The 20,071-nt window shown below is 69.7% G+C and carries 1 protein-coding gene; it reads right to left on the bottom strand.

Annotation, left to right across the window (positions count from 1 at the left end):
- Positions 1-59: 59 nt before the first annotated feature.
- On the bottom strand, positions 60-19,991 hold the full coding sequence (locus tag K5Q19_RS17530) for a hypothetical protein (RefSeq protein ID WP_292947975.1): 19,932 nt from the start codon (positions 19,989-19,991) through the stop codon (positions 60-62).
- Positions 19,992-20,071 lie beyond the last annotated feature (80 nt).

Raw genomic sequence — 20,071 nt, 5'->3', positions numbered from 1 at the left:
CACCAGCCGCGCTCCGCGCAAGTCACCCTTGCGGAAAATGGATGGTCCCGCCCTCCGCCTCAGATCACCGAGAGCTGCGCTACGGTCGTGGTGAGGCTGCTGTCGCTGTAGAAGGTGTAGTCGCTCCCGTTCTGGGTGTAGATCGCACCATTGGCGATCTGGAGGGTATCGCCCGCGTTGAAATCCAGCGTGAGGCGCGAGGCATTGCCGGCTCCCGCCACACTCTGGATGAAGCTGGCATCGACCGTGAGGCTGGCATTGGTGCCGCTCGCGTTGAAGTCGATGGTCTCGACCCGGCTGAGCACGCTGGCAAGCTGTGCCGAGGTGACCGAGCCGGCATTGGCGGCAAGCGCCACCGTATCGCTACCCGAGCCACCATCGACCGAAAAGCCCGCGCCGAGCGTGAGCGCGAAGCTGTCGGCAAAGCTGGAGCCGATCACGCTTTCGATGCCGGAGAGCGTATCGCCCGCAGCTTCGCCCGCGCTGCCGGTGCCGGTGCCCGCCCCGCCGCTGCCCAGCGAGAGCGCGACGGCGCTGCCCGCCTGCGCGTAATCCGCGATATCGCTGCCAATGCCGCCGATCAGACTATCGGCGCCCGCCCCGCCCGCTAGGCGATCATTGCCCGCGCCGCCGTCAAGCACATTGGCCCCGCCATCGCCGGTGAGCCGGTCGTTCAAGCCCGAGCCGATCAGGTTTTCGATGCTGGTATAGGTATCGCCCGCCGCTTCATTGGTGTTGAACGCGCTGTCGGCCAGATTGGCGGCCACGCCGAGCGCGGAGTTGGCATAAGTCGCCGTGTCGGTGCCCGCGCCGCCATCGAGCACATCGCTGCCGAGGCCTCCGTTCAGCACATCATTGCCCGCCTCGCCATAGAGCGTGTCGTTCCCGGCGCCGCCGGTCATCGCGTCATCGCCGCCGCCGCCGCGGAAGGTCTCGTCGGCGGCGGTACCGAGGAATGTATCGGCGAGCGCAGTGCCGATTACCTGCTCGATGCCGGAGAGCAGGTCTCCCGCCGCATCGCCGCCGCTCGAGGCGGTGCCATCGAGCCGGGCGGTGATGGCGGCAGCCGAGGCAGAGTAGTCGATCGTATCGAACCCGCCGCCGCCCGCGATGGTGTCGGCCCCGGCGCTGCCATAGAGCACATCGTCGCCAAGGCCGCCGTCGAGCAGTTCGATGCCGGCGCCGCCGCGCAATGTATCGCCCAGCGCGGAGCCGACCACGCCCTCGATCGAGGTATAGGAATCGCCCACCGCATCGGCGGCGGTGACGACGAGGCTGCCCGTGGCGAAGCTGGCGGAGATCGCGGTGGCGGAATTGGCGAAGGAGACGCTGTCTGTCCCCGCACCGCCATCGAGCACGTCCGCGCCCGCACCGCCGACCAGCACATCGCTGCCATTGCCGCCCTGCAAGGTATCGGCGCCAGAGGTGCCCCAGAGCGTATCATCGAAGGCCGAGCCGATCAGGATCTCGACGCCGGTGATCCGGTCACCAGCCGCCTCGCTGCCCGATCCGGCGCTGCCATCGAGATAGGCCGTCACCCCACCGGCGGAACTGGCATAGGTGAAGGTGTCCGTCCCGGCGCCGCCATCAATGGTATCGGCGCCGGTGCCGCCGTTCAGCGCATCGTTGCCGTTGCCGCCAGTGAGGATGTCGTCGCCCGCCGAACCGGTGATCGTGTCATCACCATCACCGCCGCTGATCGTCTCGTTCGCGTTCGAACCGACCAGCGTGTCGTTGAAGGCCGAACCGATCAGGCCTTCGACCGAGGTCAGCACATCGCCCTGCGCGTAGCCGCCGCTGGCCGAGGTGCCATCGAGATAGACCGAGACGGCGGCGTTTGAATCCGAGTAATCGGCGGTATCGAAGCCGTTGCCGCCATTGAGCGTATCGGCCCCGGCACCGCCGCGCAGGAAATCATCGCCGCTGCCGCCGCTGAGGATATTCGCACTGGCATCGCCGATCAGCGTGTCGGCGCCACCCGAGCCGGTCAGGTTCTCGATCGACACATAGCTGTCGCCCGCCGCATCGCCGACGCTGCCGCTGCCGCCGAGCAGACTGGCGGTGACGCCCGAGGCCGAGTTTGCATAGCTGACGGTGTCCGAGCCGCTGCCGCCATCGAGCACATCGCTGCCCGCATCGCCGCGCAAGGTATCGTTGCCCTCCATGCCGTAGAGCGTGTTGTTGCCGCCATCGCCCCACAGCGTGTCGTCGAACTGGGTGCCCTGCAGGATCTCGACATTGGAAATGACATCGCCTTGCGCCTCGTTGCCGCTGCCGACGGTCCCATCGAGCCCCACGGTCACCGCGCTGGACCCAAGATAGCTGACGGTATCGATGCCGCCGCCGCCGTTGATCGTGTCCGCGCCGCCGAGGCCGCGGAACCATTCGGCAGCAGTCGTGCCGATCACGCTGTCGGCCTGATTGGTGAGGTAGATGATCTGGAAGTTCTTGTAGGTATCGCCCGCCGCATCGCCGCCCACGCCCGGGGTCACGCCATCGAGATTGACGGTAACCCCGGTGGTGAGCGCCACGCTTTGCGGCTGCGCGGGGTCGGTGCCGAAGAACAGCACGTTCACCCCCGCCCCGCCATCGAGCGCATCGGCCCCCGCCCCGCCCGAAAGGCGATCATCGCCGTTTCCGCCCAGCAGCGTATCGGCGCCGCCAAGACCGATGAGGAAATCGTTGCCATCGCCGCCCGCCAGCACGTTGTTGCCGCTGTTGCCCTGCAGCGTGTCGCCATAGGCCGTGCCGGTGAGGTTCTCGATGCTTACGAAGCTGTCGCCCAGCGCATCGCCGAGCGTGCCGTTGCCTGCGTTGAGATCGATCGTGACCGCGCCGGTCGCGCCCGAATAATCGACCGTATCGGAGCCGGCACCGCCGTCCATGTAGTCGAAGCCGCCGCCGCCGAGGAAGGTATCGTTGCCCGCATCGCCAAACAGCGTGTCGCTGCCGGCGCCGCCATCGATCTGATCATCGCCATTGCCGCCGCGGATCGTGTTGCCGCCGATATTGCCGACGAGGAAATCGTTGAAGCCCGAGCCGGTGAGATTGACGAAGTTCGTGAAGGTATCGCCCTGTGCATCGCCCAGCGTGCCGGTACCCGTGGCGAGGCTGACGGAGACGGCGGACGTGGCCGTACCGTAGCTCAGCGTATTGAACCCGGCCCCGCCGGTCAGGATATCGGCACCCGCGCCGCCGTCGATGGTGTCATCACCGTCGTCGCCGAAGAGCGTGTCGGTGCCGCCGCCGCCGATGATGGTATCGTTGCCGAAGCTGCCCCAGATCGTGTTGGCAGATCCGTCACCTGTCAGCGTATCGGCGCCGTTGCCGCCCTGGATGTTCTCGAAACCGGCCAGCGTATCGCCCGCCGCATCGCCGCCGCTGGCCGTGCCGGTGAGGAGATTGATGGCAACCCCGGCGGTGGCCGCCAGATAGCTCACCGTATCGATGCCCGCGCCGCCATCCATGGCATCGGCCCCGGCCCCGCCGAGGATCACATCGTTCCCCTCGCCGCCGCGCAGCCTGTTCGCGCCCGCGCTGCCGGTGATCGTGTCGTCGAAGGCCGAGCCGATGGCGTTCTCGATCGTGGCGGGGACAAAAAAATCCCCTTCGGCATCGCCGCCGGTGTTGTTGGTGCCGGTGCCGAGATTGATGGTGATGCCGGCCGACGAGGCCGAATAGTCGACTGTATCCGCGCCCGCGCCGCCATCGATGGTGTCGGCGCCGGCGCCGCCGATCAGCGTGTCGTCGCCATTGCCGCCAAACAGCGTATCGTTCCCCGCGCCGGCATCGAGCGTGTCGTTGCCATTGTTGCCGTAGACGGTTTCGGCTCCGGCCGAACCGACGAACGTGTCATTGAAGGCCGACAGCGACCAGACCTCGACATTGGCGTAGGTATCGCCCTGCGCGAGGCCGGTGGACAGCCCGGCATCGGCGAGGTTTACGGTGAGCGCGCTGGCGGAGCTCGAATAGTCCACCGTGTCGGTGCCCGCGCCGCCATCAAGCGTATCCGCGCCGAGCCCGGGGGCGAGCACATCGTCTCCCCCGCCGCCGAGGATGGTATCCGCGCCCGACGAGCCGTAGATCACGTCGGAAAGCGCAGAGCCGAGCACACGTTCGATGCCGATGAGCACATCGCCATTGGCCTCGCCCGCGCTTCCGGGTGTGCCATCCATGCGCACGATCACGCCGCCGGCGGAGGAATAGTCCGCCGTATCGAAGCCCGCGCCGCCATCGAGCGTATCCGCCCCGGCGCCGCCGATCAGCGTATCATCGCCGTCACCGCCGGTCAGCGTTTCGCTGAAGCCCGCGCCGATCAGCGTATCGGCGAACGCCGAGCCGATCACCCGCTCGACGCCGATGACCTTATCACCCTCGGCGTCGCCACCGCTGGACAGGGTGCCGTCGAGCCGGACGGTCACGCCGCTGAGGCTCGCCGCATAATCGACGGTATCGCTGCCGGTGCCGCCATCGATGGCATCGGCCTGGCCGAACGAGACGAACGTATCGTTGCCGCCCCAGCCATGGAGCGTGGTGGCCGCCGTCAGCCCGCCGCGCAGCGTATCGCCATAGTTGGCCGAGCCGTAGATCACCTCGATCCCGGAGAGGACATCGCCCGCCGCCCAGCCGCCGACACCGGCCGAACCGTTGTTGCTGACGATGACGGCCGCGTTCGAATTGCGGTAGTCGACCAGATCGGTGCCGGACCCGCCGGTGACCTGATCGGCGCCGAGGCCGCTGATGACGATATCGTCTCCGCTACCACCATCGAGAACGTCCGCACCGTCAGCGCCAATAAGCGTATCGTTACCGCCGCCCGCCTGGATCGTCGAACCGGTCGCGGCGGCATAGATAGTGTCATTCTGCGCCGATCCGATCACGGTCTCGATATCGAACAGCCGGTCGCCCGCCGCATCGCCGGTCGCGCCGAAGCCGCCGTCCATGTAGATGACCATGCCGCTGCTGGTGGAGGCGGAGTAATCGGCCACGTCATTGCCCGCATCGCCGCGATAGATATCTGCGCCGCCCGAGGCGATGAACGCATCATCGCCCGCGCCACCGACGAATTCCTCGTCCGCGTTGCGGCCTTCGAAGCGGTCGGCATAGGCAGAGCCGACCACGCGCTCGATATTGGCAAGCGTATCGCCCTGCGCATCGCCGCCGCTGGAACTGCCACCGGTGCGGATGGTGACTCCCGCGTTCGAGGCCGAATAATCGGCGCTGTCGTAGCCCGCGCCGCCATCGATGGTATCGGCCTCGGCACCGCCCGCGAGGGTATCATCGCCGATCCCGCCGAGCAGCGTATCGTTGCCATCGCCACCGGACAGCGTGTCGTTTCCGTCGAAGCCGTCGAACCAGTCGTCGCCGCCCGCGCCGATGAAGGTGTCACTCCCGCGCGAGCCGGTGAAACGTTCGACCGAGAGGAAGGTGTCGCCCGCAGCATCGCCGCCGGTGGCGGTGCCCGCGGCGAGATCGACCGTGACCCCGCCGACCGAGCCCGCGTAGGTCACGGTATCGAGGCCGGTGCCGCCATCAAGCACGTCGGCGCCGCCATCGCCCGAGAGGAGATCATTGCCGGCGCCGCCCAGCAGTGTATCCGAGCCGGTGCCGCCGGAGAGGATATCGTCGCCGCCGCCGCCGCTGAGTGTATCGTTCGAGAACGCGCCGGTGATCGTATCGGCATGCGCCGATCCGATCACGCCTTCGATGCCGGTGAGCCGGTCACCCGCCGCGATGCTGCCGCTGCCCGCGCTGCCATCGAGCGCGATGGTGATCGCAGCGCCTGCGGCTGAATAATCCACAGTGTCGTTGCCGCTGCCACCGATCAGCGTATCGATGCCGGCACCGGCGACCAGCAGGTCATCCCCCGCGCCGCCTTCCAGCGTGTTGGCCGCCGCGCCGCCGATCAGGGTATCGCCATAGTCGGAGCCGAGCAGCCGCTCGATCCCGGTGAGGACGTCGCCTGCGGCCTCGCCCGCGCTGCCGCTGCCGTTGCCGCCGCCTGCTGCAAGGCTGACGGTAACTGCCGCACTCGCGTGTTCATAGGAGGCCGTGTCGAAGCCCGCGCCGCCATCGATGCTATCGGCACCCGCGCCGCCCTCGATCACATCGTTGCCATCGCCGCCCACAAGGGTTTCGGCAGCGCTGCCACCCACCAGGGTATCGGCAAAGGCGGAGCCCAGCACGCGCTCGATGCCGATCAGCACATCGCCGGTGGCCGCGCCGCCCGAGCCGGGATCGACGCCGTTGTTGTAGACCGTCACGCCCTGCGTGCTGGCGGTATAGTCGGCAGTGTCGAAGCCGGTGCCGCCATCGAGCGTATCGCTGCCAGTGCCGCCGATGAGGGTATCATCCCCCGCGCCGCCGAGCAGCGTATCCGCGCCCGCCGCGCCATCGAGCCGATCATTGCCTGCGCCGCCTTCGAGAACGTCGGCATTCGCCGAGCCGCTCAGCGTGTCGGCAAGGGCGGAGCCGACGACGCGCTCGATGCCGGACAGCGCATCGCCCGCAGCGTCGCCCGCGCTGCCGGCGCCCGCGCCGAGATCGACGGTGATGGCGCTCGCCGACGCCGAGTAGTCGGCGGTGTCGAAGCCCTCGCCGCCGGAGAGCACGTCTGCCCCGCCGAGGCCTGCGAGCACATCGTCGCCCGACTGGCCCAGCAGGCTATCTGCACCCGCGCTGCCGCCGAGCGTGTCGGCATGGGCCGAGCCGCGGATCGTCTCGATGCCGGTGAGCACGTCCCCCGCCGCATCGCCGCCGCTGCCAGTGCTGCCATCGGTGGTGACGGTCACCCCGGAGGCCGAATTGGTGTAGTCCGCGATATCGATACCGGTGCCGCCGTCGATGCGGTCCGCACCGAGGCCGCCTTCGATCACATCATTGCCGCTGCCGCCGGAGAGCGTGTCGTCCCCCGCCGCGCCCTGGATGGCATCATCGCCCGCGCCGCCTTCGATCCCATCCGCCCCCGCAGAGCCGAGCAGGCTATCGGCAAAGGCCGAGCCGACAAGCCGTTCGATGCCGGTGAGGACATCGCCGAGACCATCGCCGAGCGTGCCGGAGACGCCATCCATGCGCACCGCGACGGCCGAGCCTGCTCCGGAATAGTCCGCCGTATCAAAGCCCACCCCGCCATCGAGCGCATCTGCGCCGGTGCCGCCGATCAGGGTATCATCGCCAGTGCCGCCGAACAGGTTGTCCGCCCCCGCGCCGCCGGACAGCGTATCGTTGCCATCGGCGCCGAGGATGGTGTCGGCGCCGGCCGAGCCGATCACCGTATCCGCCAGGGCCGTGGCGATGACCTGTTCGATGCCCGAAAGCACATCGCCTTCGGCAAGGCCGCCGGTGGAGGCCGTGCCGTCCATGCGCACCGAGACCGCCGCCGTCCCCGCGCTGTAGTCCACGGTATCGAACCCGGCGCCGCCGGTCAGCCCATCGGCCCCGGCGCTGGCGCCAAACAGATCGTCACCCGCGCCGCCATCGATCTGGTCGCTGCCTGCAGAGCCATTGAACACGTCGTTGAAGCCCGAGCCGATCACGCGCTCGACATTGGTGATGACATCGCCGTCGGCATCGCCGCCGACCGAGGCGCTGCCATCGAGGTTGATCGTGACCGCGCTCAATGAAGTGGCGTAGGACACGGTATCGGTGCCGAGGCCGCCGTCGAGCAAATCCGCACCCGCGCCGCCGATCAGCGTATCGTCACCCGCCTCGCCGTAGAGCTGGTCATCGCCCTCGCCGCCGGTGACCACGTCGCTCCCGGCACCGGCGCGGAAGGTTTCGTTTGCCGCGGAGCCGGTGAGGCGGTCGTCGAAGGCCGAGCCGATCAGCTGTTCGATGCTCGTCAAAGTATCGCCCGCCGCATCGCCGCGGCTGCCCGCCGCGCCGCCGAGCGTGACGGTGACCGCGCTGGCCGAAGTGGCATAGCTGGCGGTATCGAAGCCCGTGCCGCCGTCGAGCGCATCGGCCCCGGCGCCGCCGATCAGGGTATCATCGCCCGCGCCGCCCGCGAGCGTATCGCTGCCCGCGCCGCCGCTGATGGTGTCCGCCCCGGCCCCGCCGAGGATGGTATCATCACCCGCCGAGCCGCCCAGCGCATCGTCCTGGGCCGAGCCGATCAGACGTTCGATCGTGGTAAGCACATCGCCGGTGGCGTCGCCCGCCGTGCCCGCGCTGCCATCGAGCGCGACCGCGACGGCAGCGACGGCAGCAGAATAGTCCGCCGTATCGAAGCCGGTGCCACCGTCGAGCGTGTCAGCCCCGGCACCGCCGACGAGCGTGTCGTCGCCCGCGCCGCCCTGCAGCGTCTCGTTGGCATTGGCGCCGATCAGCGTGTCGCCCTGCGCCGAACCGATCACGACCTCGATGCCGCTGAGCACATCGCCTTCGGCATCGCCGCCCGTGCCGATGCTGCCATCCAGCGCGACGCGCACGGCCTGGATCGAGGCGGCGTAATCGGCGGTATCGATGCCCGCCCCGCCATCGAGCAGATCGCTGCCTGCACCGCCCGTCAGCGTGTCATTCCCGTCACCGCCGCCGAGCGTGTCCGCGCCAAGCCCGCCGGTGAGCACGTCATCGCCGCCGCCGCCGAGCAGAACATCGGCATTGCCCGAGCCGGTGAGCCGGTCGGCCTGTGCGGAGCCGGTGACCTGCTCGATGCCGATCAGGGTATCGCCCTGCGCATCGCCGCCGGTGCCGGTCCCTGTGGCAAGGCTGACGGTGACCCCGGCGCCGCTCGCCGCGTAGTCGGCCACGTCGAAGCCGGTGCCGCCATCGAGAACGTCAGCTCCGGCGCTGCCCTTCAGCACGTCGTCGCCCGCGCCGCCGAGCAACGTGTCGGCGCCGGTCCCGCCGCGCAGGGTACCGGCAAAGGCGCTGGCGATGAGCACTTCGGCATTGGCGATCGTATCGCCTTCCGCATCGCCGCCGGTGTTGGCGCCGCCGTCAAGGCCCGCGTTTACAGCGCTGGCCGAGGCCGAATAGTCCACCGTATCGCTGCCCTGCCCGCCATCGAGCACATCCGCGCCAAGACCGCCGACCAGCGTGTCATCGCCCGCCTGGCCGAGCAGGCTGTCCGCGCCGACGCCGCCGAGCAGGGTATCGTTGCCGCCGCCGCCTTCGAGCGTATCGTTGCCGTCCGCACCGCGCAGGGTATCGGCCTGGGCCGAACCGACCACGCGCTCGATCGCAACGAGGCTGTCGCCCGCAGCATCGCCGCCTGCGGAGACCGTGCCATCGAGATTGACGGTGACGCCCGCGGCAGAGGCGGAATAGTCTGCGGTATCGAACCCGTCGCCGCCATCGAGCGTATCGGAACCGGCGGTGCCGACGAGGGTATCGTCGCCCGCATCGCCGTAGAGCGTATCCGCGCTGCTGCGGCCGGTGAGCGTATCGCCAAAGGCCGAACCGCGCAGGACTTCGACGTTGCTGATCGTATCGCCCGCCGCATCGCCGCCGCTGCCGACCGCGCCGCCGAGCGAAGCGGTGACGGCAAAGGACGAGGCCGCGTAGGTCACGGTATCGAAGCCGGTGCCGCCATCGATGCGGTCGGCCCCGGCGCCGCCCTCCAGCGTGTCGTCGCCCGAGGCGCCGAGCAGCGTGTCGTCGCCGCCTAGGCCGGTGAGCACATCGTCCCCCGCCCCGCCGGACAGCGTATCCGCGCCGGTGCTGCCGGTCAGCGTATCGTCGAAGGCCGAGCCGTTGACGCGCTCGATCCCGGTGAGCACATCGCCCGCGGCATCGCCGCCTTGCGCGGGGGAGCCATCGAGCACGATCTGCACCGCCGCATCGGAGGCGCCATAGTCCGCCGTATCGAACCCATCGCCGCCGGACAGCACATCTGCCCCCGCGCCGCCGCGCAGCAGATCATCGCCCGCGCCGCCCAGCAGGGTATCACCCCCGCCGCTGCCCGAAAGCGTATCGTTCCCGGCGCCGCCTTCCAGCGTTTCCGCCGCAGAGCCGCCGATAATCATATCGCCAAAGGCTGAACCGACGACGCGCTCGATCCCGGTCAGGCTGTCACCCTCGGCATCGCCGCCGGTCGCGGTCGAGCCATCGAGCGTGATCTGCACCGCGCCCCCGCTGGCGCTGTAATCGGCACTATCGAAACCGCTGCCGCCATCGAGCCCATCCGCGCCCGCACCGCCGCTCAGCACATCGTTGCCAAGACCGCCGGACAAGGCGTCGCTCCCGGCGCCGCCGGACAGCGTATCGTTCCCCGCGCCGCCGGACAGCACCTCGTCCGCGCCGCTGCCGGTGATGGTATCGTCGTAGTCGGACCCCTCGACCTGCTCGATCCCGCTGACCCGGTCGCCTGCCGCATCGCCGCCCGCGCCGAGGCCGCTGGCGAGATCGAGCCGGATCGCAGCGCCGGACGCCGCATAGCTCAGACGGTCGAAGCCGCTGCCGCCGTCGATCCCATCCGCGCCGCTGCCGCCGGTGAGCGTATCATCGCCGCTGCCGCCGAGCAGGGTATCATTGCCCGAACCGCCCGAGAGCACGTCATTCCCCGCGCCGCCTTCGAGCGTATCCGCCCCCGCGCTGCCGCCGAGCGTATCGGCGAAGGCCGAGCCGACCACCCGCTCGATCCCGGCGAGCGTATCGCCAGCCGCATCGCCGCTGCTGCCGACGGTGCCGTCGGTGGCCACGGTGACCCCGCTGGCGGAGGCCGCATAGTCCGCCGTATCGAAGCCGGTGCCGCCGATCAGCACATCGGCGCCGATCGAGCCGGTGAGTGTGTCATCCCCCCTACCGCCATCGAGCGTCTCGCTGCCGATGCCGCCCGCGAGCGTGTCGCCGAAGCCCGAGCCGACGAGGCGCTCGATGCCGGTGAGGACATCGCCCTCGGCAAATCCGCCGCTGCCGGTGCGCCCGTCGAGCCCGGCGGTGATGGCGCCGGTGGAGCCGGTGTAGTCGGCGCTGTCGGTGCCGTCGCCGCCCACGAGCGTATCGGCGCCGAGGCTGCCGAGAAGGGTATCGTCGCCTTCGCCCGCGCGGATGGTTTCGCTGCCCACGCCGCCGCCGAGCCGGTCGTCAAAAGCGGAGCCGATGAGGATTTCGATGCTTGCCAGCATATCGCCCGCCGCAGCGCCGCTGCCGGCCGTGCCATCGAGCGCCACGGTCACGCTGCTGGTCGCATCGGCATAGCTGGCGGTATCGCTGCCGAGGCCGCCGTCGATCGCGTCCGCACCATCGCCGCCTACGATCACATCGTTGCCCGCGCCGCCAAGCAGCGTGTCGGCCCCACCGCCGCCGAGCAGCGTGTCATTGCCTGCACCGCCGTCGAGCAAGTCGGCACTGTCGCTGCCGTTGAGCTCATCATCGAAGGCGGAGCCGACGAGACTTTCGATGCCGGTCAGGACATCGCCCGCGCCATCGCCGCCGCTGCCCGCGCGACCATCGAGATAGGCGGTGACCGCCGCGCCCGATCCGGCATAGCTCACGGTATCAAACCCGCTGCCGCCATCGAGCAGGTCGTTGCCGGCGCTGCCGGTGAGCACATCGTCACCCGCGCCGGCGAGGATCGCTTCCGCCCCGCTGCCGCCGCCGAGCTGGTCGGCAAAGGCCGAGCCGAGCAGGCGGGAAATTCCGGTGAGCGTATCGCCGGTGGCCTCACCGCCGGTGCCCGCCGCGCCCGAGAGATCGACCGCGACGCCGGTTGCCGCGCCTTGATAGCTCGCGGTGTTGAAGCCGCTACCGCCATCGATCACATCGGCCCCGAGCCCGCCGGTAAGCACATCATCACCGCCGCCGCCGAGCAGGGTATCGTTGCCCGCGCCGCCGGTCAGGATATCGTCACCCGCCCCGCCGTCGAGCCGGTCGTCCGCAGCGCCGCCGATGATCGCATCGTTCTGCGCCGAACCGATCACGCCTTCGATGCCGGTGAGCACATCGCCTTCGGCATCGCCGCCGCTGGCCGGGCCGCCATCGAGCCGGACGGTGACCCCGGCGACGGAATCGGCATAGCTTGCGGTATCGAAGCCGGTGCCGCCATCGAGCAGATCCGCGCCGATGCCGCCGGAGAGAAGGTCATCGCCCGCGCCGCCGCGCAGCGTATCGCTGCCGCCCTGGCCGGAAAGCAGGTCACTGCCGGCGCCGCCATCGAGCACTTCGTTCTGCGAGGTGCCGGTGATCGTGTCATCAAAGGCCGAACCGATCGCGTTCTCGATCGAGGACAGCGTATCGCCCTGCGCATCGCCGCCCGCCGAAAGCGAGCCATCGAGATTGATCGCGATCCCCGCGGAGGAAGTGGAATAATCGACCGTGTCGGAACCGGCGCCGCCAAGCAGCATGTCCGCACCTGCGCCGCCGCGCAGGGTATCGTTGCCGGCGCCGCCATCGAGCAGGTCGGCCCCGGCCCCGCCATCGAGGAGATCGTCCCCGCCGCGCCCGCGCAGCACGTCATCGGTGGCCGATCCGGCGATGCTGTCAGCAAATTCGCTGCCTTCGACGACTTCGATGGAGACGAAACTGTCGCCCGCCGCCTCGCCGCCGCTGCCGCCGGTGGCAAGGCTGAGTGCCACGCCCGCCGCGGCGCGCGAATAGTCCGCCGTATCGAGGCCCGCACCGCCATCGAGCACGTCGGCACCCGCCCCGCCGCGCACGATATCGTCACCCGCGCCGCCGCGCAGCGTTTCGTCCGCCGCGCCGCCGGTGATGACGTCGGCTTCGTCCGAGCCGATCACTTCCTCGATGCTGCTGAGCACATCGCCTTCGGCAAGGCCGCTGGCACTGGCGCCGCCGGCGAGCGTGACGTTGACGCCGACGAGCGAGCCCGAATAATCGACCGTATCGCGCCCGAGCCCGCCGTCGATCGCATCGGCCCCGGCGCCGCCATCGATCACGTCGTCACCCATGCCGCCCAGGATGGTGTCGTCCCCGCCGAGGCCGATCAGGATGTCATTGCCCGCACCGCCCTCCAATGTATCGGCCTGCGAGGAGCCGGTAAGGCGGTCGGCAAAGGCCGAGCCGACAAGGCGTTCGATGCTGTCGAGCCGGTCTCCCGCCGCATCGCCGCCGGAGCCGAGACCGCTGGCGAGCGAGACGGTGACGCCCGCCGCCGCATCGCCGTAGTCCGCCGTATCGAAGCCGGTGCCGCCGGAAAGCTGGTCTGCCCCGCCGCGCCCGGTGAGCACATCGTCGCCCGCGCCGCCGACGAGGCTGTCGTCCGCCGCGGTGCCGCGCAGGGTATCGGCAAAGGCCGAGCCGATCAGGTTCTCGACATGGAGCAGGCGGTCCCCCTCCGCCGCGCCGCCGGTGGAGACCGAGCCATCGACCGAGACCGAAACGCCCGAACTCGAATTCGAGTAATCGACGGTATCGGCCCCGTCGCCGCCGTCGATGAGATCCGATCCGGCGCCGCCTTCGAGCAGATCGTTGCCCGCGCCGCCGCGCAGGGTGTCGTCGCCCCCGCCGCCGGAGAGCACATCGTTGCCGGCCCCGCCATCGAGCACGTTGGCCGCGCTGCTGCCGGTGAGGCGGTCGTCGAGCGAGGAGCCGATCACGCCTTCGATGCTGACAAGCTGATCGCCCGCGGCATCGCCGCCCACGCCGATCGAGCCGTCGAGCGCGACGGTCACCGCGCCGTCGCTGGCGCTGTAGTCCGCCACATCGGTGCCGCTGCCGCCATCGAGGAGGTCGGCCCCCGCGCTGCCGCGCAGTGTATCGTCGCCCGCGCCGCCGAGGATGGTCTCGCTGCCCGCGCCGCCGCCGAGCGTATCGGCAAAAGCGGAGCCGAGGAGGCGCTGGATATCGCTCAGCACATCGCCGCTTGCCTCGCCCCCGGTGCCCGCTGCGCCCGAAAGATCGATGGCCACGCCCGCTGCCGCAGCGGCGTAGCTCGCCGTGTTGATGCCCGATCCGCCGACAAGGATATCCGCGCCGAGCCCGCCGGTGAGACTATCATCGCCGCTGCCACCGAGCAGGCGGTCGTCGCCTGCGCCGCCGACGATGGTGTCATCGCCCGCGCCGCCCGAAATGGTCTCGGCAGCCGCATCGCCGATCAGCGTGTCGTCATAGGCAGAGCCGGTGAGGTTCTCGATGCCGATGAGCTGGTCGCCATCGGCATCGCCGCCGCTGCTGACCGTGCCATCGAGCCGCACGGTGACCGCCTGGGCCGAACTGCCGTAGTTGACGGTATCGATCCCGTCGCCGCCATCGATACGGTCTGCGCCGGCACCGCCATCGAGCACATCGTCTCCGGTGCCGCCGCGCAGAGTATCATTGCCCTCGCCGCCGACGAGGATGTCGTCGCCCGCGCCGCCTTCGAGCGTATCGTCGTTGAGGCTGCCGAGCAGGCGATCGCCGAAGGCCGAACCGACGAGGCGCTCGATCCCGCTCAGGGTATCGCCTTGCGCATCGCCGCCGATGCCGATGCTGCCGCCCAGCCCCGCGACGATGCCTTCGCCGGAAGCCGAATAGTCGACCGTATCGAACCCGCTGCCGCCTTCGAGCACATCCGCGCCAGCGCCGCCGTCAAGGCTGTCGTTGCCTGCGCCGCCAAGCAGGATGTCCGCGCCATCGCGACCGGCGAGACTATCGTCTCCGCCGCCGCCTTCGATGGTCTCGTCGCCCGCAGCGCCATAGAGCCGGTCCGCGCCCGAGGAGCCGACGAGGCGTTCGACAGCGATCAGCGTATCGCCTTCGGCATCGCCGCCGGTGCCGGTGCCTGCCGCCAGATCGACTGTCACGCCGGTGGTCGAGGTGCTGTAATCGGCGGTATCGATCCCCGCGCCGCCATCGAGCACGTCCGCCCCGCCGCGCCCGGTGAGCACATCGTTGCCGCCGCCGCCGCGCAAGGCTTCGTCCGCGCCCGCGCCGGTCAGCCGGTCGTCGAACCCGCTGCCGGTGATCTCCTCGATCCCGCTGAGCGTATCGCCGGTTGCCGTGCCGCCGAAACCGGTGGTGCCATCGAGGTAGACCGAAACGCCCGAGCCGGAGAGGCTGTAGTCCGCACGGTCATAGCCTGCGCCGCCATCGATCGTATCGGCGCCGATACCGCCATCGATCACATCGTCCCCCGCGCCGCCAAGCAGGGTATCATTCCCGCCAGCGCCGTTCAGAACATCGTTGCCGTCGCCGCCGCTCAGCCGTTCGGCATTCGCGCCGCCGGTGAGAGCGTCGGCAAAGGCCGAGCCGAGCACGCTTTCGATGCCGGACAGCCGGTCGCCCTCGGCATCACCGCCCGCGCCGGTGCCCGCGCCGAGATCGATGGTGACAGCGGCGGCCGAAGCGCCGTAGTCGGCGGTATCGAAGCCCGTGCCGCCGTCCAGGATATCCGCTCCGGCGCCGCCAGTGAGGAGGTCGTCGCCCGCGTCGCCGATCAACGTATCATCGCCGCCTGCGCCGGACAGGCGATCATCCCCGCCGCCGCCTTCGAGGATTTCCGCCGCGCCCACGCCGGTGATCGTGTCATCGTAGGCCGAGCCAAGGACATGCTCGAAGCCGGTGACCGAATCGCCCTGGGCGTCACCGCCTTCGCCCACCGAGCCATCGAGCCGCAGCGTGATGCCGCCGCGGCTGTCCTCGTAGCTGACGATATCGGTGCCCGCGCCGCCATCGAGCACATCGGCCCCGCCGCGCCCTTCGATCACATCGTCACCCGCGCCACCGATCAGCGTGTCGTTCCCCGCCGAGCCATCGAGGGTATCGGCAAAAGCAGTGCCAACCACGCCTTCAATCCCGCGCAGGGTATCGCCATCGGCATCGCCGCCGCTGGCACTGCCGAGCGCGAGATCGACGCGCACGCCCGCGCTGCCGGCGCTGTAATCGGCGACGTCCGCCCCCGCGCCGCCATCGAGCACGTCGGCCCCGGCGCTGCCATGGAGCGTATCGTTGCCGCCCTGGCCGAGCAGCACATCGGCATCGGCCGAACCGCGCAGCACATCGCCGAAGGCCGAGCCGGAAATGCCTTCGATCCCGGCGTAGAGATCGCCTTCGGCATCGCCCCCGGTATTGGCGCCGCCATCGAGACCGGCGTTCACCCCGGCTTCGGAGCGCGCATAGTCGGCGAGATCGGTGCCGAGGCCGCCGATCAGGGTGTCCGCGCCCATGCCGCCGTCGAGCCGGTCATTGCCTGCGCCGCCATCGAGCGTATCCGCGCCCGCACCGCCCGCGAGGCGGTCGTCGAAACCGGACCCGACCACGCGCTCGATCCCGGCGAGCGTATCGCCCTGGGCATCGCCGCCGAGGCCGACCGAGCCATCGGTGCCGACGACCACGCCAGTGGCGCTCTGGCTGTAGTCGGCGGTGTCGAAACCGCCGCCGCCGAGCAGCCGGTCCGCCCCGCCGAGCCCGGCGAGCACATCATCACCCGCGCCGCCGCTCAGCGTGTTGGCGCTGTCGTTGCCGGACAGGCGGTCGGCAAAGGCCGAGCCGGTGAGCGCCTCGATGCCGTCAAGCTGGTCGCCCGCCGCATCGCCGCCGCTGCCCGCCGAGCCATCGAGCGCGACGGCCACGGCCTCGCCCGAGGCGCTGTAGTCCGCCGTGTCGAAGCCCTCGCCGCCCTGCAGCAGGTCCGCCCCGCCGCCGCCGGAGAGCACATCATCGCCCGCGCCGCCGGAGAGGCGGTTGGCTCCGTTGTCGCCGGTGAGGCGGTCGGCGTAGATCGAGCCCGAGACGTTCTCGATCCCGCTGAACGTATCACCTGCGGCGCTGCCGCCGGCACCGGTGTTGGCGGCGAGATCGATTTGAACCCCCGCGTTGGAATCGCTGTAATCGGCGGTGTCCGCGCCGCTGCCGCCGATGAGCGCATCCGCGCCGAGGCCGCCGCGCAGGGTATCATCGCCCGCGCCGCCTTCGAGCGTGTTGTCACCGCTGTCGCCGATCAGGGTATCGGCATAGGCGCCGCCCAGCACGCGCTCGATGCCGGAGAGCCGGTCCCCCTCGGCGATGTCGCCGGAGGAGGCATTGCCATCGAGCCGGACGGTGACCGCGCCGCCGGCGGCGGAATAGTCGGCGGTGTCGAAGCCGTCGCCGCCGATCAGCGTGTCCGCGCCGAGATCGCCGGTAAGCGTGTCGTCGCCGCCTCTGCCCATCAGCGTGTTGCTGCCCGCATCGCCGCCGAGCCGGTCGGCGAAAGCGGAGCCGCCGAGCATCTCGATCCCGCGCAGCACATCGCCCGCCGCGTCGCCGCCCGCGCCCGGTGCGCCATCCAGCGTGACGGTGACGCCGCTGGCTGAGCCCGAATAGTCTGCAGTATCGATGCCTCCGCCGCCGATCAGCGTGTCCGCGCCCGCGCCGCCGGTGAGGACGTCGTTGCCTTCGCCGCCGAGCAGTGTTTCATCCCCGCCTGCGCCGATCAGGCTATCGTCGCGCGCGCTGCCGACCAGTTTCTCGATGCCGCTCAGCCGGTCGCCCTCGGCATCGCCGCCTTCCGACAGCGCGCCGTCGAGCCGCACGGTCACGGCGAAGCGCGAGGCGCTGTAGTCCGCCGTGTCGAACCCGTCGCCGCCGTCAATGCTATCGGCGCCGCCGAGCCCGGCCAGCACATCGTCTCCGCCAAGGCCGCGCAGCAGATCGCTGGCGGTCGAGCCGACCAGGGTGTCGCCAAAGGCCGAGCCTTCGAGACCCTCGATGCTGGTGAAGATATCGCCGACCGCATCGCCGCCATCGCGCAGCGTACCTTCAAGCGCGACCTGCACGGCGCTGCCGGAACCGGCGTAGCTTGCGATATCGAAGCCCGCGCCGCCATCGAGCCGGTCCGAGCCGAAGCCGCCTTCGAGCACATCGTCGCCTGCGCCGCCAGCAAGGGTTTCATCGCCCCTCCCGCCGACGAGGTGATCGTTGAAGGCGCTGCCCCGCAGCACTTCGATATTGGCGTAGGTATCGCCTTCGGCATCGCCGCCGCGGCTGGGGCGGCCATCGAGATAGATTTCGACGGCGACCGCGCTGGCGCTGAAATCGACCGTATCGATCCCGCCCTCGCCGTCGATCCGGTCCGCGCCTGCGCCGCCGGTGATCTGGTTGGCGCCGCCATCGCCGGTGAGCACGTCATCGAAGGCGGAGCCGATCAGGTTCTCGGCGCCGCTGGCGGTATCGCCCTCGGCATCGCCGCCCTTGCCCGCGGTGCCATCAAGGCGGGCGTCGACTGCAGTGGCGGAACCGCTGTAGTCGAGCGTATCGCTGCCTGCGCCGCCATCGAAGCGGTCGGCCCCGGCGCTGCCGGTCAGGCGGTCGTCGCCCGCTCCCGCCTCGATCCACTCATCCGCCGCGCCGCCATGGACCGTGTCATTGCGGTCGGTCGCGATCACATGTTCGATGCCGAGGAGTGTGTCGCCCTCGGCCTCGCCCCCGCGCGAGGGGGTGCCATCGAGGAACACTTCGATGCCGCTGGTGCCGATGGGCGCGCCATCGAACGCAGTGCTGTAATCGACCGTATCGCTGCCCGCGCCGCCATCGAGCACGTCGGCGCCCTTGCCGCCGATCAGCATGTTGTCGCCCGCATCGCCGGTCAGCCGGTCGTTGAAGTCGGAGCCGACGAGCCCCTCGATACTGACGTAGCTGTCTCCTTCCGCGGCGCCGCCCTTGCCCTGCGCCGTGGCGAGGTTCGCATCGACGCCCTCGCCGGAGAGGTGATAGTCGGCCACGTCGAAGCCGGTGCCGCCGTCGATCTTGTCCGCCCCGGCCCCGGCGTGGATGCGGTCATCGCCCGCGCCGGCAGCGATATTCGTGCCGGGCGGGTTGGAGAAGAGCACATAGATCGGATCGCCGGTGACGGGATCCTTCACCGTCATCCCGGCCTGATCGGTTACCTCCTTGATGCCGAACTGGGTCGAGACCGCGACCGCGAACGTGGAGGTCTTGCCATCGGCCGAGAGACCAAGCAGCACGGGAAGGAAGAACTCGTCCTTGAAGCCGTTGCTTGCGGCCTGCGCGGCGGTGGGCGGGAGCTTGTAGGTGAGCTCCAGATCGAAGGCGAAGTGCGACTGGCTGGCGGGGACCGGCACGACCTTGCCCGTGGCGTCGGTCGTCGTCGTCAGCTTCTCGATCTTGCCCTGGTCGATCGAGACGAGCCAGCCCTTGTCGGTCAGCGTGCCGTTGACGATGCCATAGCCCGCCGGCAGCGAGGGGATGAGCACCTGCAGCAGCTCGAGCCCCTTTGCAGGCACTTCGGCGACCACGCTCAGCACGCGCAAGGAATTGCCCTGCGGCGCGCGGGCGGGATCATCGGCAAACAGCACATCGCTGTCCGAGGTGCCCTCGATGCTCTCCGGCGCGGACTGCGCGGCGAAGGCGGAACTCGTCGATGAGCCGGGGCCGCCGGTATCGCCCTTGATCACCGTCTGGCCGTTTTCGGTGCTTCGGCTGACGCCTTCGGAGTTGAACAGCTCGAACGTCAGCTTGGGGACAAGCTTGCCGATGCCGGCGGGGCCAAGCGCATCGCCGGGTGCGGGCTCGACCGAGCGGGCGGACATGACGCCGGGCGAGGCAGGGCTCTGCGGCAGGGAATCGCTGATCTTCTCGGTCAGCGCCTTGCCCTGGAGATCGGACTTGTGCTGCTTCTCCTGTTTGGCGGCGGCTTCGGCCTGGGCCTGCGCCGAATCTTCGGGCTGCACCGCGCCGGAGGGTTCCCTGGGCGTCTCGGCCGGCTTGTCCGCATCGGCGCTGCTGAGGTGGAGCTCGAGATCGGGGTTCTGCGGATTGATCTGGCCGACCATGCCGACCGTCTGATCCGCCGAAAACTCCTTGTCATCGAACAGGATGACCGGCTTGCGGCCGGAAAAGGCGGCAAGCGCCATGCCGGGGATGATGATCCGCGAGCCATCGGCGAAGACGAGCACCATGTCGACGTCGACGATCTCGACCTTGAACGGCGCGTACTTGATGCCAAGCCGTGCCTTGTCGTCGGCATCGAGCTGGACAACCTTGGCTGCGCCGTAGTCCTGCTTGGCAACCGCCGCCTGCGCACCATCCGCTTCGGGCGCAAGGTGGGAGGAGCCCTTGCTGCCCCGCGGCTTGCCGATGGAACCCGATTTGGCGCGAATGATCTTGACCATAGAACCTCGATGGGTGGGAAGCGGGAGCTAACGCCCGCAGGCTTAGGGCTTGAATCGAAAGGGCCTCCGGTTTCCCACGT

It is taken from the genome of Novosphingobium sp. (assembly GCF_019748365.1).
GTDB lineage: Bacteria > Pseudomonadota > Alphaproteobacteria > Sphingomonadales > Sphingomonadaceae > Novosphingobium.
This window is presented reverse-complemented; position numbering and strand designations above follow the sequence as displayed.

Excerpts from the sequence above, each read along its gene's own strand:
- K5Q19_RS17530 (WP_292947975.1), bottom strand. The coding sequence starts at position 19,991 with ATGGTCAAGATCATTCGCGCCAAATCGGGTTCCATCGGCAAGCCGCGG.